The 22,677-nt window shown below is 64.9% G+C and carries 24 protein-coding genes; 8 read left to right on the top strand and 16 right to left on the bottom strand.

Annotated elements, in window-relative coordinates:
* Nucleotides 1-319 (bottom strand): transporter substrate-binding domain-containing protein (locus tag ACREE8_RS22085; protein WP_431575176.1); only part of this gene is annotated, 319 nt, incomplete at its 3' end.
* Here ACREE8_RS22085 and ACREE8_RS22080 point away from each other — a divergent pair.
* Nucleotides 294-431, top strand: coding sequence for a hypothetical protein (locus ACREE8_RS22080; RefSeq protein ID WP_431575177.1), 138 nt, complete (start codon nucleotides 294-296; stop codon nucleotides 429-431). The two genes, ACREE8_RS22085 and ACREE8_RS22080, sit on opposite strands and share 26 nt — an antisense overlap.
* Before the next feature lie 73 nt (nucleotides 432-504).
* On the opposite strand, the gene ACREE8_RS22075 is transcribed toward ACREE8_RS22080, so the two are convergent.
* The 3 genes from ACREE8_RS22075 to ACREE8_RS22065 all read right to left on the bottom strand — a co-directional run bounded on the left by ACREE8_RS22075 (nucleotide 505) and on the right by ACREE8_RS22065 (nucleotide 3,567).
* A complete protein-coding gene (locus ACREE8_RS22075) occupies nucleotides 505-1,329 on the bottom strand; it encodes an ABC transporter permease (RefSeq protein WP_431575175.1) in 825 nt (274 codons plus the stop codon).
* Nucleotides 1,330-1,333: 4 nt separating this feature from the next.
* Entirely contained in the window at nucleotides 1,334-2,320 is a 987-nt protein-coding gene (locus tag ACREE8_RS22070) for an ABC transporter permease (protein WP_431575174.1), read from the bottom strand.
* 104 nt (nucleotides 2,321-2,424) lie between these two features.
* Nucleotides 2,425-3,567: an ABC transporter substrate-binding protein gene (locus ACREE8_RS22065; protein WP_431575173.1), complete on the bottom strand. Its 1,143-nt coding sequence runs from the start codon at nucleotides 3,565-3,567 to the stop codon at nucleotides 2,425-2,427.
* Nucleotides 3,568-4,023: 456 nt separating this feature from the next.
* Between ACREE8_RS22065 and ACREE8_RS22060 the strand changes: the two genes are divergently transcribed.
* On the top strand, nucleotides 4,024-4,380 hold the full coding sequence (locus ACREE8_RS22060; RefSeq protein ID WP_431575172.1) for a hypothetical protein: 357 nt from the start codon (nucleotides 4,024-4,026) through the stop codon (nucleotides 4,378-4,380).
* Nucleotides 4,381-4,414: 34 nt separating this feature from the next.
* On the opposite strand, the gene ACREE8_RS22055 is transcribed toward ACREE8_RS22060, so the two are convergent.
* Both ACREE8_RS22055 and ACREE8_RS22050 read right to left on the bottom strand, forming a co-directional pair.
* A complete protein-coding gene (locus ACREE8_RS22055) occupies nucleotides 4,415-5,119 on the bottom strand; it encodes an HAD-IA family hydrolase (RefSeq protein WP_431575171.1) in 705 nt (234 codons plus the stop codon).
* Nucleotides 5,120-5,205: 86 nt separating this feature from the next.
* Nucleotides 5,206-5,490, bottom strand: a complete 285-nt coding sequence (locus ACREE8_RS22050; protein WP_431575170.1) for a hypothetical protein — start codon at nucleotides 5,488-5,490, stop codon at nucleotides 5,206-5,208.
* A gap of 140 nt (nucleotides 5,491-5,630) precedes the next feature.
* Here ACREE8_RS22050 and ACREE8_RS22045 point away from each other — a divergent pair, with 140 nt between their 5' ends.
* Nucleotides 5,631-5,996 (top strand): hypothetical protein, encoded by a 366-nt coding sequence (locus tag ACREE8_RS22045; RefSeq protein ID WP_431575169.1) that lies wholly within the window; start codon nucleotides 5,631-5,633, stop codon nucleotides 5,994-5,996.
* Nucleotides 5,997-6,020: 24 nt separating this feature from the next.
* On the opposite strand, the gene ACREE8_RS22040 is transcribed toward ACREE8_RS22045, so the two are convergent.
* Nucleotides 6,021-7,451: a DUF1254 domain-containing protein gene (locus ACREE8_RS22040; RefSeq protein WP_431575168.1), complete on the bottom strand. Its 1,431-nt coding sequence runs from the start codon at nucleotides 7,449-7,451 to the stop codon at nucleotides 6,021-6,023.
* A 180-nt stretch (nucleotides 7,452-7,631) separates the two neighbouring features.
* On the bottom strand, nucleotides 7,632-9,461 hold the full coding sequence (locus ACREE8_RS22035; RefSeq protein WP_431575167.1) for a phospholipase D-like domain-containing protein: 1,830 nt from the start codon (nucleotides 9,459-9,461) through the stop codon (nucleotides 7,632-7,634).
* 510 nt (nucleotides 9,462-9,971) lie between these two features.
* Here ACREE8_RS22035 and ACREE8_RS22030 point away from each other — a divergent pair.
* Nucleotides 9,972-10,334 carry a hypothetical protein gene (locus tag ACREE8_RS22030; protein WP_431575166.1) on the top strand — a complete coding sequence of 121 codons (363 nt, stop codon included), beginning with the start codon at nucleotides 9,972-9,974 and terminating at the stop codon, nucleotides 10,332-10,334.
* A 140-nt stretch (nucleotides 10,335-10,474) separates the two neighbouring features.
* Here ACREE8_RS22030 and ACREE8_RS22025 read toward each other — a convergent pair whose 3' ends face one another.
* From ACREE8_RS22025 to ACREE8_RS22005, 5 genes are all read right to left on the bottom strand, one after another.
* On the bottom strand, nucleotides 10,475-11,095 hold the full coding sequence (locus tag ACREE8_RS22025; RefSeq protein WP_431575165.1) for a 2OG-Fe(II) oxygenase family protein: 621 nt from the start codon (nucleotides 11,093-11,095) through the stop codon (nucleotides 10,475-10,477).
* A gap of 89 nt (nucleotides 11,096-11,184) precedes the next feature.
* Nucleotides 11,185-11,577 carry a pentapeptide repeat-containing protein gene (locus tag ACREE8_RS22020; RefSeq protein WP_431575164.1) on the bottom strand — a complete coding sequence of 131 codons (393 nt, stop codon included), beginning with the start codon at nucleotides 11,575-11,577 and terminating at the stop codon, nucleotides 11,185-11,187.
* A 3-nt stretch (nucleotides 11,578-11,580) separates the two neighbouring features.
* The gene (locus ACREE8_RS22015) at nucleotides 11,581-12,360 is read right to left on the bottom strand and encodes a pentapeptide repeat-containing protein (RefSeq protein WP_431575163.1); all 780 of its coding nucleotides are present in this window, start codon (nucleotides 12,358-12,360) and stop codon (nucleotides 11,581-11,583) included.
* Nucleotides 12,361-12,457: 97 nt separating this feature from the next.
* Nucleotides 12,458-13,327 (bottom strand): DUF2189 domain-containing protein, encoded by an 870-nt coding sequence (locus ACREE8_RS22010; protein WP_431575162.1) that lies wholly within the window; start codon nucleotides 13,325-13,327, stop codon nucleotides 12,458-12,460.
* A 316-nt stretch (nucleotides 13,328-13,643) separates the two neighbouring features.
* Nucleotides 13,644-14,126: a methyltransferase family protein gene (locus tag ACREE8_RS22005; protein ID WP_431575161.1), complete on the bottom strand. Its 483-nt coding sequence runs from the start codon at nucleotides 14,124-14,126 to the stop codon at nucleotides 13,644-13,646.
* A 90-nt stretch (nucleotides 14,127-14,216) separates the two neighbouring features.
* Between ACREE8_RS22005 and ACREE8_RS22000 the strand changes: the two genes are divergently transcribed.
* Complete coding sequence (locus ACREE8_RS22000; protein WP_431575160.1) at nucleotides 14,217-14,681, top strand: nucleoside deaminase; 465 nt, start codon at nucleotides 14,217-14,219, stop codon at nucleotides 14,679-14,681.
* Nucleotides 14,682-14,842: 161 nt separating this feature from the next.
* Here ACREE8_RS22000 and ACREE8_RS21995 read toward each other — a convergent pair whose 3' ends face one another.
* The 3 genes from ACREE8_RS21995 to ACREE8_RS21985 form a co-directional block, all read right to left on the bottom strand.
* Nucleotides 14,843-16,039 (bottom strand): adenylate/guanylate cyclase domain-containing protein, encoded by a 1,197-nt coding sequence (locus tag ACREE8_RS21995; RefSeq protein WP_431575159.1) that lies wholly within the window; start codon nucleotides 16,037-16,039, stop codon nucleotides 14,843-14,845.
* A gap of 229 nt (nucleotides 16,040-16,268) precedes the next feature.
* Nucleotides 16,269-17,570, bottom strand: coding sequence for an NAD(P)/FAD-dependent oxidoreductase (locus ACREE8_RS21990; protein ID WP_431575158.1), 1,302 nt, complete (start codon nucleotides 17,568-17,570; stop codon nucleotides 16,269-16,271).
* A gap of 19 nt (nucleotides 17,571-17,589) precedes the next feature.
* A complete protein-coding gene (locus ACREE8_RS21985) occupies nucleotides 17,590-19,776 on the bottom strand; it encodes an adenylate/guanylate cyclase domain-containing protein (protein WP_431575157.1) in 2,187 nt (728 codons plus the stop codon).
* A 500-nt stretch (nucleotides 19,777-20,276) separates the two neighbouring features.
* On the opposite strand from ACREE8_RS21985, the gene ACREE8_RS21980 reads away from it, so the two are divergent.
* The 3 genes from ACREE8_RS21980 (at nucleotide 20,277) to ACREE8_RS21970 (ending at nucleotide 22,677) form a co-directional block, all read left to right on the top strand.
* The gene (locus tag ACREE8_RS21980) at nucleotides 20,277-21,062 is read left to right on the top strand and encodes a cupin domain-containing protein (RefSeq protein ID WP_431575156.1); all 786 of its coding nucleotides are present in this window, start codon (nucleotides 20,277-20,279) and stop codon (nucleotides 21,060-21,062) included.
* Between the two features lie 246 nt (nucleotides 21,063-21,308).
* A complete protein-coding gene (locus ACREE8_RS21975) occupies nucleotides 21,309-21,884 on the top strand; it encodes a cysteine hydrolase family protein (protein WP_431575155.1) in 576 nt (191 codons plus the stop codon).
* A gap of 283 nt (nucleotides 21,885-22,167) precedes the next feature.
* Nucleotides 22,168-22,677: a hypothetical protein gene (locus ACREE8_RS21970; protein WP_431575154.1), complete on the top strand. Its 510-nt coding sequence runs from the start codon at nucleotides 22,168-22,170 to the stop codon at nucleotides 22,675-22,677.

Raw genomic sequence — 22,677 nt, 5'->3', positions numbered from 1 at the left:
CGCCCACGGTATTCCCGGCGAGGGTCCCGCGCAGCGTGGCGATGGCCGCCTGCGCATCCTGCGGGGTCGCGGTCAGCGACAGAACCTTGCCCTTGCCGGGCAGGTCCGCGAGCGGCCCCGGATCGGGCACGACCAGCCCATGCCGCTCGAGGGCATAGGCCGCGCTGAAATCGATCGTCTGTTTCTGGGCCTGGGTCACGGGCAGCCAGGCCATCAGCGCGTCGGTGCGCCGCGCCAGCAGCGCCGCGACGCTGGCCTCTCCCTTGCCGGAGACGAACTCGCACTGCGCCGCCATGCGGGAGCAGAGATCCTTCGCCAGCTCGGCCTCGAAGCCGATCGTGGCGGCGCTCTCCGGCGCGCTCCCGGCCGGATCGCGCAGGGCGATGCGGATGGTCGTCGAAGCCGTGTCGGCCGCCGCGGCGAACGCGTAAAGGGAGATGGCGAGAACGGCGAGCGCGGCCGTGACGGAGCGGCGGCTCCGTCCCTGCGTCGCGCGGCCCCTGCTCAGGATGTCGCCTCGGCGGTTGCCGCCGGCTTCTTCTGCAGGCCGACCCGCCGCGTCCGCTCGGACAGGAACACGACGAGGAAAGAGACGCCCAATATGCAGGATCCCAGCGCCAGCACGCTGGGCAGCTGGTTGGGCAGGCGCAGCTGGCTGAAGATGAAGAGCGGCAGCGTCGCCTCGTTGCCGGCAAGGAAGAAGGCCAGCAGGAACTCGTCGAAGGAGGTGGTGAAGCAGAGCAGCAGGCTCGCCACGATCCCGGGCATGGCGAGCGGGAAGGTGACGCGCCAGAAGGTCTGCCACCCGTTCTCGCCGAGATCGGCCGAGGCCTCTTCCAGGTTTTTGTCGAAGCCCTCGAGCCGGGACATCATCACCAGCATGGCGAAGGGCACGCAGATCAGCACATGGCCCGCGATGATGGTGTAGAGCGACGGATCGATCTTGAAGACATTGAGCGCCAGCACCAGGAGCGCGATGCCGAGGATGATGCTGGGAATGACCAGCGGCAGCAGGATCAGGCCGCTCACCGGCCCGCGTCCGGGCAGGCGATAGCGGGTCATGGCCTTGGCCGCGAGGATGCCGAGGATCGTGCTGATGACCGACGCCGAGACTCCCACCTTGAGGCTGTTGGCGAGCGCGTGGATCAGCGCGTCATTGTTCGCCATCGCGACGTACCACTGGAAGGTGAAGCCCTTCAGCGGAAAGGCGACGAAGATGCTGTCGTTGAAGGAAAACAACGGCAGCAGCAGCACCGGCCCGTAGAGGAAGACCAGATAGAAGATGGCATAGCCGATCATCGGATCGGTGCTGGCATTGCGCTTCATCATCGCTTCAGATCTCCCGGCGGGTCATGCGGGAGCGGCCGACCGACCAGAGGAAGATGCAGACCATGATCGTGATCGTCATCATCGACACCACCGAGACGGCGGCGGCGAGCGGCGCGTTGTTGCCCTTGCTGAAGAGCGACTGGACCACATTGCCGATCATGATGCCGTTGGTGCCACCGACCAGGGTCGGCGTGATGTAGTCGCCGACCGTCGGGATGAAGACCAGCAGGCTGGCGGCGATGGTGCCGGGGAGCGAGAGCGGCAGGGTGATGCGCAGGAAACGCTCCAGCCGGCTGTCGCCGAGATCGGTCGCCGCCTCGAGCAGCGAGCGGTCGATCTTCTCGAGCGAGACATAGATCGGCAGGATCGCGACCGCGGCCCAGGCATGGGCCAGCGTGATGATGACCGAGAAGGGGTTGTAGAGCAGGAACTCGAGCGGCTGGTCGATCAGCCCCAGGCTGACCAGCCCCGAATTGATGACGCCGTTATATCCCAGGATGATCTTCCAGGCGAAGACGCGGAGCAGATAGCTGGTCCAGAACGGCACCGTGATCAGGATCAGCCAGGCCATCTTGTGCTTGGTGACCCGGAAGGCGAGGAAGTAGGCCATCGGATAGGCCAGCAGCACGACGGCGGCCGTCGAGGCCAGCGAGATCAGGATCGACTTGAACAGCAGCAGCAGATAGATCGGCTTGTGGAGATAGAAGGGAATGCCGAGGAAATAGGCGGGCGTGGAGGAGGGCTCGAAGATCGTCCAGTAATTGTCGAGCGTGAAGCTGTAGTCGATCGTCACATATTTCTGGGTGAAGAAGGACATCGCGAACATGCCGAGCAGCGGCAGGACCATCAGCCCCACCATCACCAGCAGAGTCGGCGACAGCAGCAGGTAGCCGCGGACGGCTTCGTTGCGATAGAGCCAGGCGCGCAACCGCTGCCCGGTGGGCAGTGGCGGCATCGCATGGGAAGGCAGGGTCTCGGATGCGCTGACCATCGTGGCGCGTCTCCCCGGGCGTCAAATGGAACGGGCGATTCCCATCTCGGTGCGGCGATCATCCGGCGGCACCAAGGCCGCCGGATGTGTTTGCGCCATGACCGTCAGATGCCGGCCTTGACCTCCTCATACATGGACTGAAGCGCCGGCTCGTTCTTGATCGTGGCCTGGAAATGGCCCGCCTTGATGTAGGCGTCGATGTCGCCCGGCGTCAGGCCACGCTTGACGAGCTCGTCGGCCGTGATATGCGAATAAACGTTCTTGTTGGAGTGGCCCATGCCGAAGGTGTTGACCCAGTAGATGCCCGTATCGACGCTGAGATAGGCGTTGATCAGGTCGTAGATCATGTTCTCCATCTCCGGCTTCACCCAGCTCGTCATGGCGACGCCGCAGGTCCAGGTCATGGGCCCTTCCTTGGGGATCATGAACGCGGAGGGAATGCCCTGCTTGGAGAGATTGAGGATGGTGTCGTTCCAGGAATCCGCGGCCACCAGCTCGCCGCTGGCGAGCGCCTGCTGCCAGCCGGTATTGTCGTTGGTGTAGAAGCGCAGCAGCGGACGCTGCTTGATCATGAGCTCCTTGAGTTTCGCCACCTCGGCATCCGTCATGTTGAACGGATCCTTGGCGCCCGAATAGATCGCCGCCGCCATGACGCCGTCGATCAGGCTGTCGATCATGGAGAGCCGGCCCTTGTATTTCTCGTCCCAGAGGATGCCCCAGGTGTGCTTGTCGGCCGGCACATACTCAGGCGCGAGGTCGGTGCGGAAGGTCACGGAGGTGAGGCCCCACCAGGCGGGGACCCACATGCGTTTGCCGCCGATGACCGTGTCCGGCACGTTGTCGAGCGCCGGAATGATCTCGGGCCAATGCTCGAGTCGCGAGGTGTCGATCGGCTTCAGGAAGCCCAGGTCGTTCCACTTGTTGACCTTGTAGGAACAGGGCATGACCATGTCGGGATGGAAGCCCGAGCGCATCTTCGACTCCGCTTCCTCCTCGTCGCCCCAGATCGAGAAGTTGGGCGCCTTGCCGTACTTCTTGTCGAACTCCCCGTGCATCTCGGGAGCGTCATAGCCGCTCCAGGTGAAGACGGTCGGCACGCTGTCATCGGCGAGCGCTCTGGTGCGTCCCGTCGGCATGATCGCCACCGCCAGGCCCACCGAGGCCATGGCGCGGGCGAATTTGCGGCGCGTCATGCGCCCATATTTGATCTCGTCGATGAATTTCTCGATATCGCGTTTGGTCTCCATGGTCACGTTCTCCCCGTCATTACGAATTTTTGTTTCGGTCGTGTCCGGGCGGCGGCATGCGCGGAACTCGTTCGCCCGACGACCTTTGTTTGAAACCGACCGTACGAATGCCGCCCTAACCATAGCGCGCAGGGTGACCTAGAGGAATATTCGAGATGAGGCGGGAGCGGTCCGCCAAATCCAGGATGTTTATGAACAGAGTTTCACAACCATTGGATTGATGAAAGCGCCGGCCTGAGAGCCTCGGCGAACCGGTTTATGACAGCGGATCGTTCCTTGCTGGTGGCGGGGCGACGGGGAGGCCAGGCCCAGGCGGATCGCGGGCCAGGGCGGGCGCCCGAGCGGATTCCGGGGTCACGACGTTGTGTGCCGGGGCGCTCTTGAGGGAGCCCGCCGGCCTCCGCATCTATCCAAGGGGGTATTCGGGCCGGAAATGTCGCAATTCCGGCCGACAAGGTGGAGGCCGCCATCGCCGCGTTCGTAACAAGGTCCCGGGCCCTTCGCGGGCTCAGGTTTGTCCTGCCACTGCTGGCCCTGGCCGGCAGCGCCGGGCTGGCGCTGGGCGACGATTTCGTGGTCAGGCCCTATCAGCCGGCCCCGGCGCCGCAGAGCATGGCCCCGCCGCCCGCGCCCGCGCGTCCGCCCACGGCCGGTATCTCGAATTTCGGGAGCTGGCAGAAGGAAGACAACCATTTCCGCTGGCAGCCCGGCCAGCAGAGCAACGACCCCAACCAGGCGCCGATCTGGGTGCCGGGACAATGGGGCAACGACGCTCAGGGCAACCAGACCTATAGGCCCGGCTATTGGCGATGAGGGCGGCGCAGCCGGCAGGGCGCCGGATCGCGGCTCAGGCCAGCTGCTTCGCCAGGTCCGAAAAATCGCGCGCCACCAGGTCGAACTCGGCCTCGAAGCCCGTGTCGCTGTAGTCCTCGCCCGGGTCCTGAAGGCGGGGCATGACGTAGGCGGCGCGGAAGCCTGCCACCATGCCGGCGCGTAGATCGCTGGGATGAGCCGCCACCATCATGATCTCCTGCGGCGCGCAGGCAAGGATCTCGACCGCGCGCGCATAGCAGCGCGGGTCGGGCTTATAGAGCCCGAGAATGTCGCAGGAAAGAATGCTGTCCCAGGCGATGCCGTTGCGCCGCGACGAGCCGACCGCCATGTTCCAGCTCAGGATCGTCAACGGCACGACCACATGATTCTGCCGCAGCGCCGCGATCGCCTCGCGGGCCCCGGGCCAGGCCGGCATGCGCCGCCAGCACAGATCGAGATCACGCCGGTCGCGCGCCGAGAGCGCCGTCAACCCGTGCCGCGCCTCCTGCTCGGCCATGACCGCGGCGAAGATCTGGTCGGCCGTCATCCAGGGCCGCTCGCCGCGAATCACGTCGCTCATCATCGCGAGGAAGCCTTCGCGGCAGGCGAAGGCAAAGGCCTGCCGGTCGAGCACCGGCTTGCTGTCGCGGGACAGGATCCGGTCGAGCGTCTCGACGATGGCGCTGTTCCAGTCGAACACCGTGCCGCCGATATCGAACAGCAGAACCCGCGCGTCCATGAGGGACCCCTTTGGCTGGCGATCGGCAGGAAGCTTAGGTCCGGCCGCTCTCCGCCGCCAGCCGCAGCGGGCGTCGGGGCTGAGGGTTATGGGCGGATGGTCTCGATCCGGGCCGCCATGTCGGGGCGCACGCTGATCCGGTAGGTCGCATTGCTGCAGGAGAGAATCCAGACCGGCATGTCGGGCCGCGACAGTTCGGGATCGCGATGGGCCTCGATCGCATTGCTGCAGGCATGGCCCTGCTCGCGAACCTGGTCGGCGAGAATGGACCTAGCCCTGACGGGCTGGCTTTCGTCGGGCGTCTCCGCCGCGAGCGCGACGGTCGGCAGCAGGAACAGCGCCGCGATCCAAAATCCGTGCGTCTTCGCCATGATCATCCTCTTCCGTCGGGATCCAGTCTCAAGACTATTCCCAAAACCGCCATCGCCTTAATCTAGATTATGGCGTCGATTCCACGAACAGCGGTTAATTCCCGCATTCGCGAATCCCGCCGCCGGCAAGGAGTTTCACGATGCAACGCTCATTCTCGCCTGCGCGCGCGGGCCGCAGTCTCATCCTGCTTCTGCCGCTGCTGCTGCTCGTCGCCTGTAATGCCGGCACGCCGATGCCGGGTGGTTCCTTGCCGCCGCCCGACACGACTATCATGTCGAAGACGGAGCCGCCGCCGCTGCAGGAGGAGGTGATCCCGCCGCCGCCCAACGGACCGCCCGGCTACTTCACCTGGGACTTCGGCCATTGGCATTGGGACGGCGAGACCTACAGCTGGATCCCCGGCCACTATATCGAGCGCCCCTATCAGCACTCGACCTGGGTTCCCGGGAAGTGGGTCTATGACGGTAGCCTGTTCTGGACCTGGACGCCGGGTCACTGGAACTGACCCGGCGTTGTTTGATGCCTGCGCTCAGCCGACCTTCTTGACCGGCGGAACCTTCCAGCTGCCATCGATGATCGAGGGGTCCTTCTCGCTCGGCCAATAGAGCCGCATCATCAGGATGAACTCGTCCGGCGGCGCCGGCAGCCAGTTGGATTCCTTGTCGGCGCCGGGCGATTCGTTCTGCAGATAGAGGTCGACCGATCCGTCGGCGTTCTTCTTCAGGTCCTGTCGGGCGCTGATCGAGTAGCGGTTGATCGGGTTGGCGACGAAGAAGTAGTCCTTGTTGTACATCGTGATCGACCAGAAGCCCTTGGCGGGCGGCGTCTGGCCCTTGGGGAAATGGATCACATATTTGTGGGCGCCGTCATAGGCGCCGCCCGCGGCGTCCTTCTGCGAGACCGGATAGATCGCATCCTGCGGCCGGTTGCAGCCCAGCCCGATCGCAGTGACGAGGGCGCGGAGCAGATAGTTCGTTCCGTAGACGCCGCCCTTGGTCGTATAGCCCCAGCCATTGATCTTGGTGATGCCCTTGTTGACCTTGAACTGTAGCATGATCCGGTCGAAGGCGATCTCGGGGATGCGCTTCTTGAAATCGGCATCGAGCTTGCTGGGGTCGAAATCCTGGCCGGCGACGAGACCGATCTTCGCATAGCGGGCGAGCTCGGGCGCATCCGCGGCCGCCGGCGGATTGCGCTTCATCAGTTGCGCGAGCAGCGTGAAATAGGCGTCCGCATCCATCGCGTTGACCTGCTCGCGCACGGCCATCTTCATGTCGATGGAAGGATCGACCGTTCCCGCCGGCGGCGTGTAATCCTTCCCGTAGGAACTCAGCGGGACCAGCTTGAACTCGTCCTGCAGCGCATGCACGGCGGCATAATCCTCCGACGTGCCGGTGCAATAGATGCGGCCCAGCAGCCAGACGATGCTGGTCGGCGACTTGTACTGCTTGACGCCGGCCGGCAGCGTGCCGGTCCAGCCCGGCCCGGTGATCGCATAGGTCTGCGCGCCCGTGCCCGTGGTCCGCTTGCCGGGGACCTGGAACACGTCGGTCCAGCCGTCGAGCATCGGCATCAGCGCATAGCGGCCCTTCATATCGGGGATGCTGAGCACCCAGGGCTCCTCGCCGACATCGAAGAAGGCGGTGGTGTAGAGCGTGTCGGCGTTGGGCGCCGTGACGTCCTTGAAGCTCGCGTCCGGATATTGGCGCAGCTTGATGATCTGACCCATCGGCGCATGGGTTCCCTCGGGCGCCACCACATTGGTGAGGACGCGCCGGGTCATTTCCATGGTGACGAGCGGATAGCCGAAGATATAGGCGTCGGTCGCCAGCCAGAAATCCTCCAGGCCCTCGCCGATCCCTCCCAACTCGCCGAACTCGGCACGGGCCGGGCGGGTCAGTGCTGCGCCCGCCAATAATCCCAGGCCGCCGATCATGGCGGCGCGTCGCGATGTCTTCATGGTCAATGCCCTTTTTCCTATCGGATGAAATTCCGGGCCGGATGATAGGAGAGACAAGGTCAATAAAATTGTCATTTGGCGCCAAGCGGCGTTGACTGCCCGCGGCTGAACGGGCAGCCAGGGAGAACCTCGGGCGTTGCGGCCTATCCCGCGACCAGCGTAAGCACCGGCCCGCCAGCTTCAGCCGAAGAGTTGTCGATCGACAGAATGGAGGTCTGCCGGGTCAAAATATTTCTCAGCCCATTTGCCGCTCGTCGACAGGAACCATCCCTTATCGATCGCCGCTTGCTGCTTCGAGGCATTGGGGGTTTTTTTCTTGGCGGATTTGGGACCCGTGGCGCTTCGATCCAAGAAATCGAAATGATCCACGAGCGTCAGCGCCTCGATGGCGAAGACCGTCGCGATGTCGGCGTCATGGATGGCGAGCAGATTGTCGCCGTTCAACTCCTCGCCGCCCTGCGCCAGGTTGGAGGAGCCGCAATACACGACCGGATCGGGGCCGTTGAAGCCGCATACGACGAACTTGTGATGAACCTGATGGCCGATGCCGCCGACATTGGGCACCTGATTGAACGGCGCCGGCAGAATCGTGTTGATGGGCTTCCCGGTGACGAGAACCCCCGTCTTCTTGCCGACGGGATAGAGCGCAATGCCAAGCGGGCTATCCGATATCCCATAACTGAAAATGCTCTGTTCCTTGTGGATATCGTTGAGGGCCGTGTAGACGGGGCTTTTGCCTTTATCGATCTGCATGACGGCGAACAGGACGCTTCCCACCGATTTCGACTTGCGGCCTTCCTGCGCGATGCGCTTGGCAATCCCCTGCAGAATGGAATCGGCGAATGCCGGATCATGGGGTGAAAAAGTGATCGTTGTCTTGGGCGTCTTCGCCGACGAGAAGCTGAAGGTCTGGGAAGACCACTTGGATTTCAGAAAGCCCGGTCTTTTGGCGTCGTCGTTCCAGCATTCATCGAACATGTCGGCATAGGTCTGCGCGATCTGTCCGTCATTGAAGACAAGAACGTGATTGGAGTTCACATAGAGCCCGGTGACGGCGAAGTTGCTCGAGCCCGTCAGTACCTTCTTGGCAGCGCCATTGCCCTTGGGACGAACGATCAGGACTTTGTCGTGGGCATAGCGACCGAAATGCCCGCGCTTCAGGAGCTGCGCCTTCCCTGCTGCCTTCGTGAACAGCGTTTCGAATTCGTCTTCGGGGATCGCCTTCGACTTGCTGTGATGCAGGGCGGCATTGTCCAGGATAATCCGGACGCGCCCCTGCCTGGCGAGCTTCAACAGGATTTTGATGATGTCGGGCTCTTTGAGGTCATAGGCGAAGACGTCGACGCGCAAACTCTTGCTGTCAAAAACCTCGTTCAACAGCCCGAAAATCTTCTCCCGGGCCGTGAAACCCAGCCACGCATACTCGTCTTCGAAAGTGAAATGCTCACCCATCGCGTTGACGCCGGATTCCTGCGATGTATCGAAAACCAGCTCTTTGTCGTTGGGCTGGATACGAGCGTCCTTGCCGAAATGATTCACGAACGCCTGTGACTGCGTGTAGCCACGGGTGAATCCGAGTTCCAGGCCTTTCTTCTCGAATCCCTTGACGTCGATGACGACCGACGCCCCGAGATTGGGGTCCAGCGGCTGAAGGGATCCGCTGTCATCGAAAAATCTGGGCGTTGCCGTGTAGGTATATTCCCCGAGGAAGGGGCTGATGCCCTGATGCACGGAACCCGGCACATGTACCCAGCGAAATTTGTGGATCGGCGCGTTGATGCTCGAATTTTCCGGCTCCTTCGGATCTTGAGCATGCTGGCCCGGTTTTTCGAATCGCAGATTGTTGTGGATGTAGAAGGAGGGGCGGCCCTTCGGCTGACACAGGATCGTGAATCCGGCCAGGTTCTTCGCGCTTCTCTTATCCTGAAGGTCGAAGGCGAGAAGCGTCTTCGCGTCGCCGCGATAGGCCTTTAAGGAGAATCCACCCTTCTTGCTCTTTGCGCTGTTCATTTTTCTGATTCCTCATGGCTTGGATCAGTTTCACAGGCGGCGGCTCAACCATGAGACCTGGGTCCGGGAAATATCCACTAATATTTGCAGTGACCAATTTTGTTCATCGTTCGCGATGCCAGGTTCACGTCGCGTTGCGGGCAATCCCGCTCCTCTGCAGGCGAGCGATGGCGCGATAGGGTGAAGACCTTGTCCTAATCGTCGGTTCACCCCCTCCGATGCGGAGCGCCGTTGGTTGCCGAGATTGAACGAACGGCCAACAACGTGCGGTTTGCAGCGCTTATCCCACACCTCGCTTGCGATGGAGATTCGAGGCCGCGCGGCCTCACCATGACGGGTTCGGGCAAAGCAGGTTGGAACCCCAACAACTGTCGCGGCCTTAATCTAGATCATTGCCGCGATTTGACGAATGGGACCAGATTCCAGGCCTCGGCGGCTTCGCGCGTGCGGGATCGCGCCAGGTCCTCTGCTGAAGCGGAGAGACACCGGCCGGCGAGGAAGGAGGTCGATATGTGTCGGCTGATGTCGCGCGTCCTTCTTTCTTCCTGGCCACAGCATGGCCGCGCGCTGGCGCTGCTGTCGCTGCTGCTCGCAGCCTGCAGCCCGGATGTGAAGACGCCGGGCTGGACCTTCACGCCCGCCGAACCGCCGCCGCCCGCCGAGCAGGAACTCATTCCGCCGCCGCCCGAGGGTGCCGGCGATCAGGCCGTCTGGGAATTCGGCCACTGGCACCGGGAAGGCCAGGATTACACCTGGGTCCCCGGCCACTATGTCGAGCCGTCCAATGACGAATCGATCGGGTCCAATGGCCGCTGGATTTACACCGGCAATCACCAATCGATCTGGATCCCGGGCCATTATCAGAAAGAGTGACGGGGCAGACGTAGCAGCGCCCCAGCCCGCGACCAGCCTGCGATAGAGATGCCAGGTCGCGTCGCCCGGCACCGGCATCACCACGATCAAGCCGAGGAAGAGCGGGATCGAGCCCAGCACCAGCCCGCCGGCGCCGCTAATCAGACCGGTGGGCGTCTTCCCGGCACCCATGACGGCCGCGCCATTCGCTCGGCATAGGCGGGGAACATGATGTTGAATCCGATGCTGATGCGCATGCGATGGCTGCGGTTGGGATCGACCGCATGCTGCAGCCAGGCGGGAAACAGCAGCAGCAGACCGTCCTTGACCGTGACGACGACCTGCTCGGTGTTCTCGGCCGTCAGTTCCGTGACCGGCGGGCGGATGATCGCGGTTTGCGGTCTCGGATCGAGGAAATTGATGCTGTCGGCCCCGGGGTGCGTCCGCACATAATAGACACCGCTCAGGTAATTGTTCGGATGGTTGTGCAAGCGGTGCCCGGCGCCCGACGCGTTCAGGTTGGCCCAGCATCCCGTGATCTTGGCGCTCTCGTGACCGACCTTGAGATAGGCGAGGGCACTCGCCGCAGCCTCGTTGACGCAATCCACGAGTTCCCGGAACCCGTCCCGCTCCTGCAGCCCATGATCCGACTGCCAGCTCTCCGTGGGCTTGAGGTCATAGAGCGGCGCTCCCATCTGGCCGAGCGCCTGCAGGATCGAATCATTGAGCGGCTCGTAGATCTCGGGCCGGAGCTCCGCCTTCCATAGGAAGGTGGGGAACATCCGCAGCACATCCGCATTCTGAAATCTTTGCCCTGGTTGTCGGGTCATGGTGCTCATAGGAGCGATTGAGGGAAGCGGCGGCTCGCCGCTCACGATCGGTCCGACATCGGAGGAATGGCGCCGCCGCAGGCAAGATCGGGATCCCGGAAAGTCGATTGCCAATTCCGTGCGGCCATGAGCTGCGCGCCATTGAGGAACCGGGCGCCGATGAGATTGGCACCGGAAAGATCGGCGCCGTCGAGGACGGCCTTGAAGAGGTTGGCGCCCGCGAGATTGGCGCCGATCAATAACGCGCCGGTGAGAATCGTGCCGCGCAGGTCCGTCTCGCGAAGATCGCCCCCGGAAAGGTCCGCCCCGGCGAGACCCAGACCGCGCAAGCTCGCGTTCGAGAGGTCGGGCTTGGCAATCGCCTGTGCCGACCGCCACCGGTTCCAGCAATCCACGCCTTGCTTCAGCGCGGCGAGATGCGTTTCGTCGGCCATTTTCTATTCCTCTGCCGACAGCTCCGCCGGCAGTCGAGCGTCGGTCAGGGACAGAGCCGCGGCGAGCTGGGCGCGGGTCAAGCCTTCTGCATTTCGCAGATCTGCCGCCGACAGGTCGGCGCCGTCGAGCCGCGCCACACGAAGATAGGCGCCGCGGAGATCGGCCTCCCACAACGACGCGCCGTTCAGGAAGGCGCCGCCGAGCCGGGCCGCCCGGAGATCCGCGCGATCCAAACGCGCATGCCGAAGGCTGGCGCCGCGCAGGTTCGCCTCGCGCAGATCGGCCTCGCGCAGGTCGGCACAATCGAGGGTGATCCCGCTCATGTCGGCACCGTGCAGATCCGCTCGCCGCAACACGGCCCTCGTCATCGCGGCAAACTCCAATTCGGCGCCGGCGAGAACCGCCTCCTTGAGGTTTGCCGCCTCCAGGTTGGCACCGGAGAGCCGCCCACGCCCGAGATCGGCCCTTATCAGCCAGGCGCCTCTCAGATCGGCACCGATCAGATTGGCCTGCTGCAGATCGGCCTCTTCGAAGTCGGCGTCCCGCAGGCGCGCATGGTCCAGCTTGATCCGCCGGAGGCTCTGGCTTGAAAAATTATGCCCCGTGAGGTCGGTCGCGCCGAGATCGGCGCGTGCACCCTGCTTCCGGTTCGTCTCGAGATAGAGACGGTGCGCCGTCAGGATTTGCGCGAGGCTCCCGGGTGAAATCGCGCGCAACCGGAGCGGCCGCGAGGCTTTACGGTTCCTCGCAAGAGTCTCTTCGGAGGGGCCAGCCTTCGCCATGGCATGGTCCTGACCCTCGACACAACACGGGCTCGCGGCTCAACCGCCGCGCGTCGAGGAAATCCTCGGCCGCCCGGCCGCCATCGGCAACAGCAAGCTAGCCCGCGACCAGCCTGCGATAGAGATGCCAGGTCGCGTGGCCCAGCACCGGCATCACCACGATCAGGCCGAGGAAGAGCGGGATCGAGCCGAGCACCAGCCCGCCCGCGACGATCAGGCCCCAGGCCGCCATCGGGCCCGGATTCATTCTGACCGCGCGGATCGAGGTCTTCACCGCGGTGTCGAGCCCGACATCCTTGTCGAGCAGCAGCGGGAAGGAGATGACGCTGATCGACATGGCGAGGAGCGCGAAGAGGAATCCCACCCCGCAGCCGACGATGATGAGCGCCCAGCCGGCGCCGGTGGTGAAGAGGTCGCGGGCGAAGGCGCCGATCGAGACCGGCACCGCGGGCCCCAGCGTCACGGCGTAGAGGAGCCAGGCGACGGCAAGCCAGACGAGGAACAGGAGGACGAGGCCCAGCCCCAGCAGCAGGATCGGGCCGATCGCGGGCGCTTTCAGCACCGCGAAGGCGTTGGCCCAGCTCGCCTGCACGCCCCGCTCGCGCTCGCGGCTCATCTCATAGAGACCGAGTGCCGCGAACGGGCCGATGAGGGCGAAGCCCGAGGCCAGCGGAAACAGCAGCGGCAGCATGGCATGGCCATAGACCGCGCGCGCCAGCAGCAGGCCGACCACCGGGTAGAACACGCAGAGTGCGATCACGTCGGTGCGATAGGCGCCGTAATCGGCGAAACCCTTGCGGATCACATCCTTGAGCTCGCTCGTGCGGATGCGATGCAGGGTGGGGGCCGGCGAATGCAGCGTCGTCTTGGTATGGCCGATGGCGTGGCCGGCTTCGCCCAGCGCATGGCCCAGATTCTTCATCTGGTCCACGCTCCATTCGACGGGATTGCGGATGGCTTCAGTCATGGCGTCCTCCCGAACGGTTGATCCGGGGGGTCGCGCGCCGTGGACGGCCGAGAGCAAGGTCGGACCCGCTCAGGCGGGCCGTGAATCTTGCCCTCTTCCCGCAAGATGGGAGGCTGATTCACGTCTCGAGCCAAGGCTTGAGACGATCAGGCCCCTGATGGTCTTGCGGTCTTGATACGGCCGTCGGACGTAAAACCCGCGACCCACCATGGGGATAGAATAGGCCGATTGGGGGCGGGCGCCAGCCCCCTCAGGCGGCCGGGGTGGTAAGGCGTTGATCCGGGACGCGTTAACCCTGTTGGGCCGGCGCTTCCGTTCAGCGCTTCCACCCATAGCGCGGCACGGCCCCCCGGTAGCGGCGGTAGGGCTCGCCGAACTTGGCCTCGAGATAGGTCTCCTCGCGCCGCACGATGCCGTAATGGAGCAGGGGCAGGCTGGCCAGCGTGAGCAGCAGAACCCAGTCGAGCGCGAAACCCAGCGCGATCCCGATGAGCGCCAGGATGCCGCCGACATACATCGGGTTGCGCAGATGCGCGAAGATGCCGTCGGTCGCGATCGCCAGCGCGGGCAGGGTCGGCCGCGTGTTGGTGCCGATCCGCTGGAAATGGCGATTGGCGATGACGATGAGCGTCACCCCGACCGCGAAACCGACGGCGCCGATGACGATGCGCGGCTGAACCGGAATCTGGATCAGCCCTCCCAAAGGCAACAGCCATTGCAGCAGCAGCCCGATCACCAGCACCGCCAATGGAATGAGCGGCGGGAAGACGACGATGTCGGGCCGATCGGGCTGGGTCATGACGCACTCATGATTTCTGAGAGCGACCACAATCTACCCCTCCTTCGCCCGTCTTGACAGACCAGGGCTCGCCGGGCCTTTCTCCCGCCCATGGCCTTCACCGACATCAAGCCCGAACCGATGACCCAGGCGCTGGCGGAAGCCGCGGCCGCGGCCGCGCGCGGCGAGGTGCCGATCGGGGCGGTGCTGGTCAACAGCGCGACGGGCGCCGTGCTGGCCAAGTCCGGCAATCGGGTCGAGACCGATGCGGATCCGACCGCCCATGCCGAGCTCCTCGTGATCCGAGCCGGCACCAAGGCGCTCGGCACGCCGCGGCTCGAGACCTGCGATCTCTACGTCACGCTCGAGCCCTGCGCCATGTGCGCCCAGGCGATCGCCTTCGCGCGCATCCGGCGGCTCTATTTCGGCGCCTACGATCCCAAGGGTGGCGGCGTCGAGCATGGCGCGCGGATCTTCACGCAACCGACCTGCCATCACCGCCCCGAAGTCTATGGCGGCATCGCCGAGCGCGAGGCGGGGGCGCTGCTGAAGCGGTTCTTCCAGGAGCGGCGCTAGAAGCGGCCGCGCCTTTTTCCTGTCATCGCCGGGCCCGACCCGGCGATCCAGGGGCCGGTAGGGCTGAATGCCCGCCTCAAGCTTGTCCTCGGGCCAGCCCCGGGGATCCGGGCGTGACAGAGAATGCGGGTGGGGGTGTTCTCTTTCGCGAAGCGGCGCTTCTAACCACCGATCCCGAAAATCCTTCGCGGCCGTGCGAGTCCTGCCAGCTCATGCGTGCCGAGCTCGCACAAGCCGGGATGGTCGCCCAGCGCCGTGGCGAAGCTTTCCGAGAGCAGCACGGGGCGCTCGAGCCGCTTGCACAGGGTTTCGATGCGCGAGGCCTCGTTGACGGCGGGGCCGACCACGGTGAAGTCGAGACGGTCGGTGGTGCCGACATTGCCGTAGAGCACCTCGCCGTGATGGAGCGCCAGATCGAGCCCCAGCACCGGCAGCCCCTCGGCCGCGCGCGTCTCATTGAGCAGCGCCATGGCTTCCTGCCCGGCCTCGGCCGCCGCGAGCGCCCGCAGGCAGGCGCCCCCCGCATTGTCCTCCGAGGGGAAGATCGCCATCAGCCCGTCGCCGAGGAATTTGAGGATATGCCCGCCTTCGCGCGTGACGGGCGCGCCCATGGCGTCGAAGGCCGCGTTCAGCAGCGTCAGCGTCTCCTCGATCGGCGTGGTGTCGGAGAAGGCGGTGAAGCCGCGCAGATCCGCGAACAGGATCGCGGCCTCGATACGCTGCACGCCGCCGCGCGTGATCTCGCCCGCCAGCACCCGCTCGACCGAGTTGCCGCCGACATAGGTCGCGAGCAGGTTGCGCGCGATCTGCTGCTGGGTGTCGGCCTTGACGACCAGGGCCGTCGTTCCCATCAGCTCCTCGAGCAGCAGGATATCCTCGTCGGTGAAGCCCGCGGGCGCGCCCGTCGCCCAACTCGTGATCATGCCCGTCATCTGCGACCAGGGCAGCCCCGTCTCGGGATTGAAACTGTGCAGGCAGCAGAGCCAGTCGGTCAGCCCCTGGTCGCGGAACTCGGTCAGCACCGGGAAGTCGAGCTGTGCCTGGTTGCCGGTGAGGCGCCGGCGCAGATTCGGCAGCCGGTTCTCCAGCACATGTTTGAAGGGGCTCACCTTCCAGCCTTGCGTGTCGTCCATGCCGCGGGTGAAGAACTGCGTCTCGACCGCATCGGTCTTGCGCGTCCAGGTATGGCTGAAGCCGCGCAAGGAGGGATGCAGCAGCGCCACCGACAGATGCGCGCGCTCGATCCGGAGCGGCGTCGCCGCAAGGCGCCGGCACAGCTCCTCGAACAGCGCCAGCACTGGCCGGTTCTGCAAGCCGCTCTCGATCAGCCAGACATGAATGGGCACGGCATCGAACATGGGGGAGGACTCGATGAAAAATACATCACGCCCCCTCCCCTTGCGGGAGGGGGTAGGGGGAGGGGACCCTTCGTCTTACATAGGAGAAATGTCGGCGGTTGCCAGGGCGGAAATGTGAACGGAGGCTTTCCCCGATCATTTTGCTTTCATGTCATCGCCGGGCTTGACCCGGCGATCCAGGGGCAGTCAAGCCTGGATGCCCGGATCAAGTCCGGGCATGACAGGGGGCCTAGATCGGCAACCGGTCCCTTACGCGGTAATAGAAGATCGAGGGCGCCAGGAACCAGGGCCAACCCGTATAGAGCGGCCGGGTCGGGAAGCTGATGCCGTCGATGGCGGTCGCCCCCTCCTTCTGGCCCAGGATCTGCTGGCCGATCCTCGTGCCGAAATAAGTCGCGAGCGAGACGCCGGAGCCGCAATAGCCCATCGCGTACCAGAGCCCGTCCTGCTTGCCCATATGCGGCATGGTGTCGAAGGTGTAGGCGACGAAGCCGTACCAGCTGTGGCTGATCTTGGCGCTCTGGAGCTGCGGATAGATATCGCACATCGCCTTGTGCAGGCGCGGCGCGCTCACATTGGCGTCGGTCTCGTTATAGGCGACGCGGCCGCCGAACAGCATGCGCCGCTTGTCGGGCGAGAGCCGGTAATAGAACACGAGCTTGCGTGAATCCGAGAGCGAGCGCGCATTCGGATTGAGGCCCAGCGCCAGCGACGGCTCGAGCGGCTCGGTCGCGATGATGTAGCTGCCGATCGGAATCACGCGGCGGCGGAACCAGGGTGTGCCGGGCCCGGTATAGCCGTTGCTCGCGATCAGCACATCGCGCGCCCGGACATCGCCGCGCGCGGTCTTGACGGTGAAGGCCTGAGAGCCGCGCTCGACGGAATCGACCTTGGTGCGGTCGATCACGGTGGCGCCGGCCTCGCGCACCCGCGCCAGCAGCCCGGCATGATAGCGCGCGGGGTGAAGCTGCGCGTGGCGCGGGAACACAGCGCCACCGAAATAACGGTCGGAGCCGATCTCGCGACGCTGCTCGGCGCGTGGCACCATCTGGTAGGGCACTTCCTGGCCCAGGGCCTGATGGCCCAGATGCTGTGCCATCGCCTCATATTGGCGCGGGTTATGCGCGGCATGGAACCGGCCATTGATCTCCCAGTCGCAGTCGATCTTCTCGCGCTCGATGAGGTCGGCGATGAAGTCCAGCGCGCGGATGCCCTCGCGCCGGATCTCGAGCGCCTGCGCCGCGCCATGACGTTGGGTCAGGGTCGCGTAGTCGGGCTTGATCGAGGTCGAGACCTGGCCGCCATTGCGGGTCGAGCAGCCGAAGCCGGCGACCTCGGAATCGAGCACCACGACCGAGCGGCCGCCGCGCGCGGCCACCAGCGCCGCCGAGAGCCCCGTATAGCCAGAGCCGACGATGGCCAGATCGACCGAGGCCGGCGGCTTGGCATCGGGCAACGAGGCCGGCGGGGCCGCCTCCCACCAATAGGATTGCTGCTTGTAGCCGCTCGCGAACAATGCGTTTCCGTTCATGATACCCGTCGGGTGGTTGCTATTTCTCGGCCAGGACCGTGACCGCCATCCAGTTGGGCGGCGGCGGCACGATCATGAAGGCTTTTGCGCGCTCGATGAAGAGGCGTGACGGCGGGTCGCCGTCCGGGCATTCCCGGTCGGCGGCCTTGAAGGCGTCGATGGCCTCGGCGAATTTCCGCTGCGCATAGAGATCGAGGCCCTGCTCGTAGAGCGCGATCCAGCCCAGCGACCCGAGCTGGGCGCGCTCGGCCGGCAGCCCGATCAGCTCATAGATGGCGATGCCCTCTTCCTTGCCATAGACCGCGACCCGGTCGAGGCGGCGCACGAGGATGCCGTCGCCCGCCTGGCGGCGCGTCTCCTCGCCGATCAGGATCGCGGTCTCATAGCGTTTGTTGAGGGCCTCGAGCCTCGAGGCGACATTCACCGGATCGCCGATCGCGGTGTAGTTGAGCCGCTCCTCCGAACCGATATTGCCGACCAGGATGTTGCCGCTGTTGATGCCGACCCGCATCCGGAGCGGGACGCGGCCTTGCGCCTGGGCCTCGAGGCCCAGGGTCGCCAGGGCCTGCTGGCAGGCCAGCGCCACGCGGCAGGCATCGAGCGCATGGTCGGGATTGGGCTCCGGCGCGCCCCAGAGCGCCATGATCGCGTCGCCGATGAATTTGTCGATGGTGCCGCGGCCCTCGGCGATGATCGGCGACATGCGGCTGAGATATTCCGCCAGCACCGGCACCACTGCGTCGCCCAGCTTCTCGGACAGGGCCGTGAAGCCGGCGAGATCGGTGAACATCACCGAGATCGGCAGATGGGTGCCGCCGGGCTTGGCCTCGATGCCCTGTTTCAGCAGGCGGCGCACCAGCTCGGTCGGCACATATTTCTGGAAGGAAGCGAGGCCCGAGGCCATATGGACGAGCGCACCCGAGAGCCGGTCGATCTCGGAGAGGAAGGAGTTCCTGCGCTGCACCCGGTGCAGCTCGAAATTCTCGATATGGCGGAGCTCGGCGGTGACGCGGCGCAGGGGCCGCGCGATCGCGCTGCGCGCGAACCAGATGGCGCCGGCCGCCATGAAGAGCGTGAAGAAGCCGATGATCCAGGCCAGCCGGCGCGTGTTGCGCTCGACCTCGGCCAGGAAGTCCGAGGCCGGGATCACGGTCGCGACCAGCCAGCCATTGAAGCCCAACGGCGTGAAGGTGACGAAATAGTCGTCCCGGTCGACCGTCGAGCGATAGTCCCAGGACATGGTCCCGTGGATCTGGCCCAGCTGCATGCCGAAATGATGCAGCGCCTCCATGGCGACCTGGTTGAGCTTGTCGCGCAGCGCGTCGTTCATGACGGTGGTCGAGGCGTCGGTCGCGGCTGTCTCGTCGCTTTTGTCCGCGAGCTCGGGCGCCGCCACGATCCGGCCGCGAGCATCGACGATCGCGACGGTGCCGCTGCGTGCCACCTGGATGCCAGCCAGGAATTTCGACAGCCGTTCCAGCTCGATCGCCACGCAGATCACACCCTGGAACCTGTCGAACACCTTGAGCTGGCTCGAGATGGCGATCGCGGGCTTGGTTTCCGTCGGGAACAGGCTGATGTCGCTCCAGACAGGCTGGTCGGTGGCCATGGCGCGCTGATACCAGGGCTGCTGCGAGGCGTCGAACGCGTCCGCGGTGAAGCTGCGTTGCAGGAACTCGATATCGCCGGTGATGATTCTGTAGGTATCGACGCGGCGCCTCGCGCTCAGATGCTTCGGCAACCAGGTCACTTCCACCATCTGGATGTTCTGGTCGCCGAGCTTCTCGGCACCGAAAAAATGGCCGTCGGGCCAGCCGAAGGAGATCCAGGAGAGGCTCGGCTGCGATTGCAGCAAAGCGAGGAAGATGAATTCGCGCTTGGCCTCGTCCTGCGGCGTGATGACATTCTGGAAGAAGATGGTGCGCAAGGCTTCCTGGGCGGCGGTCGCGTTGGCGATGACCGAGGCGACCTCCTGCTGGATCGAGCCCGCGATCTTGTCGTTGAGCTGCCCCACCAGGTCCTTGAGATTGGCGCGCGCGACGGTCTGCCAGGAGAAATGGATCAGGGCCGCCGTCAGCAGTACCGAGAGCAGCAGCGTGACGCTGAGCACGGCGCCCAGGCTCGGACGCCAGCGCCGGCGCGCCTCGCCCGAGGCGGGCTCCTCAGTGGCGTTTTCGTCCTCTTGTGGGGCTGGTGGCACGGCCATGACGACAGGATGTCTTTCTGGCGCCGCCGCCAATTTGCGACAGCCGCGTGACAGGCTAGCCTTTGTGCGCGGTCGCGGTCTATCCGTTGGGCGGGTGCCCCTGATTCGACGGGCACGGGCGGCAGTGGTAATCTGAGGCCACCATGAAAATCCTGGTTCTGGTTATAGCTGGCCTGATCGTCGCTGCTCTCTTGGATCGCTTTGTCAGGGGCTTTTTTCAGCACCGCCGTGAGACGGGTGCCGATCAGGATCCTGAAGCGACCATGCCAGGGTTCTCGGGTGCTGCGCTGCGCTCCGATGGCTCTGACACCCATTCCGCCGGAGGTCATGGAAGCGACGGACACCATTCGGGCTGACCGCTCAATTCCAATCCCCTGAACGGCCTTGGACCAACCTCTGGATTGGTCTCGGGCGGCGGGGTTGCGAACCGCCCGCTTCTCGGCCAGCATGGCCGCCTCATTCGCCGGCTGGCCCGGCGATCCATCTCGGGGAGAAACAGCATGTCCGGACCCACGATCCATCGTTTCGAAGCCAACGGACCCGGCGGCAAGGGACTGCAGGATTGGGGCGGAATCCCCGCGGAATCGCTGGTCAGCGGCACGCCGCATCAGAACGGTCACAGCTACGTCAATGACGACAAGCTGGGCTTCAAGGCGGGCGTGTGGGACTGCACCGCCATGACCGGCAAGATGGAGCCCTATCCCTGCCATGAGTTCATGGTCGTGCTCGAAGGCTCGGTCACCATGGTCGAGGAGAACGGGCGCGAGACCACGATCAAGGCGGGCGAGAGCTTCATCCTGCCCAAGGGCCTCGTCTGCCAGTGGAAGCAGCCGGGCTATATCCGCAAGTTCTATGTGATCTGGGACGATCCGGCCGGTGCTGCGCCGAAGGATCCGACGTCGCTGAAGGTGCTGAAGCCCGATCCCAAGGGCAAGCTCGAGCCGAGCCCCGCGACCCCGGCCGAGATGCTCCTGTCCGGAAAACCGGTACAGCATGGCCATGACTGGTTCGTCGATCCGACCGGCCAGTGGAGCGTGGGCGTGTGGGACTCGACCGCCTATCACCGCAAGCAGGCGCCGTTTCCGCGCTACGAGATGATGAGCCTGCTCGAGGGCGCGGTCACCATCACCGACGACAAGGGGAAGGTGAACCACTTCAAGGCCGGCGACACTTTCTTCATCGAACAGGGCGCCGTCAGCGACTTCAGGACCGACGGCTATGTGCGGAAGTTCTACTGCATCTTCCAGCCGAAGAAGGCCGCGGCGAAGAGCGAAGCGGCGGAGTGAACGGACGCGGACGCTCGCTCGCGAATCTTTTCTGCACCAACCCCTCCCCCTACCCCCTCCCGCAAGGGGAGGGGGCGTGATCCTTGTTTTCCAGCTCTCCCACTACGACAGCGGGGCGCGGTCTTTGTTTTCTAGCCCCCTCCCCTTGCGGGAGGGGGTAGGGGGAGGGACCTCGCTCGGGAACCTCACCGACTTCCCCGCGTTTTCCTTCAGACAGCCCTCTCGCGCCCGGGAGGATCTCTCCAAATGGCCGCCGCTCCCACCGCCCTGGTCATCATCGACGTGCAGAACGCGATTCTGCGCGGGGTCGGGGGCGCGCGGGTCGCGGAGACGGAGCGGGCCTTCGAGACCGTGGTCGCGCGTATCGCCGCCTTGCAGGCGCGAGCCCGTACCGCCGGACTGCCGGTGATCCTGGTGCAGCATGACGGCGAGCCCGGCCATCGCCTCGCGGGCGGCAGCGAAGGCTGGCTCATCCGCGGCGAGCTGGCGCCGCATCCGGGCGAGGCGGTCGTGCATAAGAAAAGCTGCGACAGCTTCTTCGAGACCGACCTGGCACGGCAGCTCGCCGCGCGCGGGATCGAGCCCGGCACCGGCCGTCTCGTCATCGCCGGCTGCATGACCGAATATTGCGTCGACACCACCTGCCGGCGCGCGGTCACTCTGGGATATGACGTGACGCTCGCTGCCGACGCGCATATGACCGCCGATTCGGGCGCGCTCACCTTCGAGCAGATCATCGCGCATCATAATGCGCTCCTGGAGGGCTTCGACGCCGGGAGCAAGCTCGTGACGGTGAGGCCGGCCGCGGACATCGCGCTGTAACAATTCGCGCGGGTTGACAGATCCTGTTCCCTGCATCCTCAGTCGATAGGTTCGCCTCGCGCTGCTTTGAACGCCACGGGGGGATCGACGGTAAAAAAATTCTCCGGGAGCGACATGCAAAATACGCGCTCCGGACGACAAGGGTGTTCAATCCCGCGCCTCCTCCTTGTGACAAGAAGGCCCCCTGCGGCAGTCGGTCTCACGCACGGGATTGTGAGCGGCGCCGCAAAGTTTTCGCGGCTAGGCTTTCGACGCAGGGGGCATGAGACGAGGGAGATCGTCGTTGCAGAACCATCGCACCGGGCCGGATGAAGAACGGCCACCCCTGCCGAGTGTCGGCACAGCGCTGCTGCGCCTCGCAATCATCGGTGTCGTCTCACTGCTCGCCACCGCCGCCATCGCTCATAGCGGCGGATGGCTCCATCCCGGCAAGTCGGCGCCCGTGCGCGTCGTCGATGGTCTGGCGCAGGAGAGCGGGCTGCAAGCCGGCTTCCGGCCCAAGCATGTAAAAGGCCCCTGCCTAGCGGACATGGCCGAGAGCGATGGCCAGGGCCCGCGTGACTCCAAGGCCGGTATGTTCGATCTGGGACCGGTGCCGGTGACCGGCGGTTTCGCTCTTGCCGGCGGCCAGCCTTATCTTCCCGACACGCCGCAGACCGCGCGCGGCATGGCGCTGCGTTTCATGCCGGTGAACGGCGAAGACTCTCCCTTGACCGCAGAGAGTGGAGACGAAGGGCATGACCGGGCCGCAGCGCCTCTCTCCTTGCTCCCTCCCGCAAGGGGCGGGGCCTGA

It is taken from the genome of Hypericibacter sp., from assembly GCF_050729195.1.
In the GTDB taxonomy this organism is placed as follows: Bacteria; Pseudomonadota; Alphaproteobacteria; order Dongiales; family Dongiaceae; genus Hypericibacter.
The sequence above is the reverse complement of the archived record's forward strand: the minus strand, read 5'-3'. Positions and strand labels throughout refer to the sequence as shown.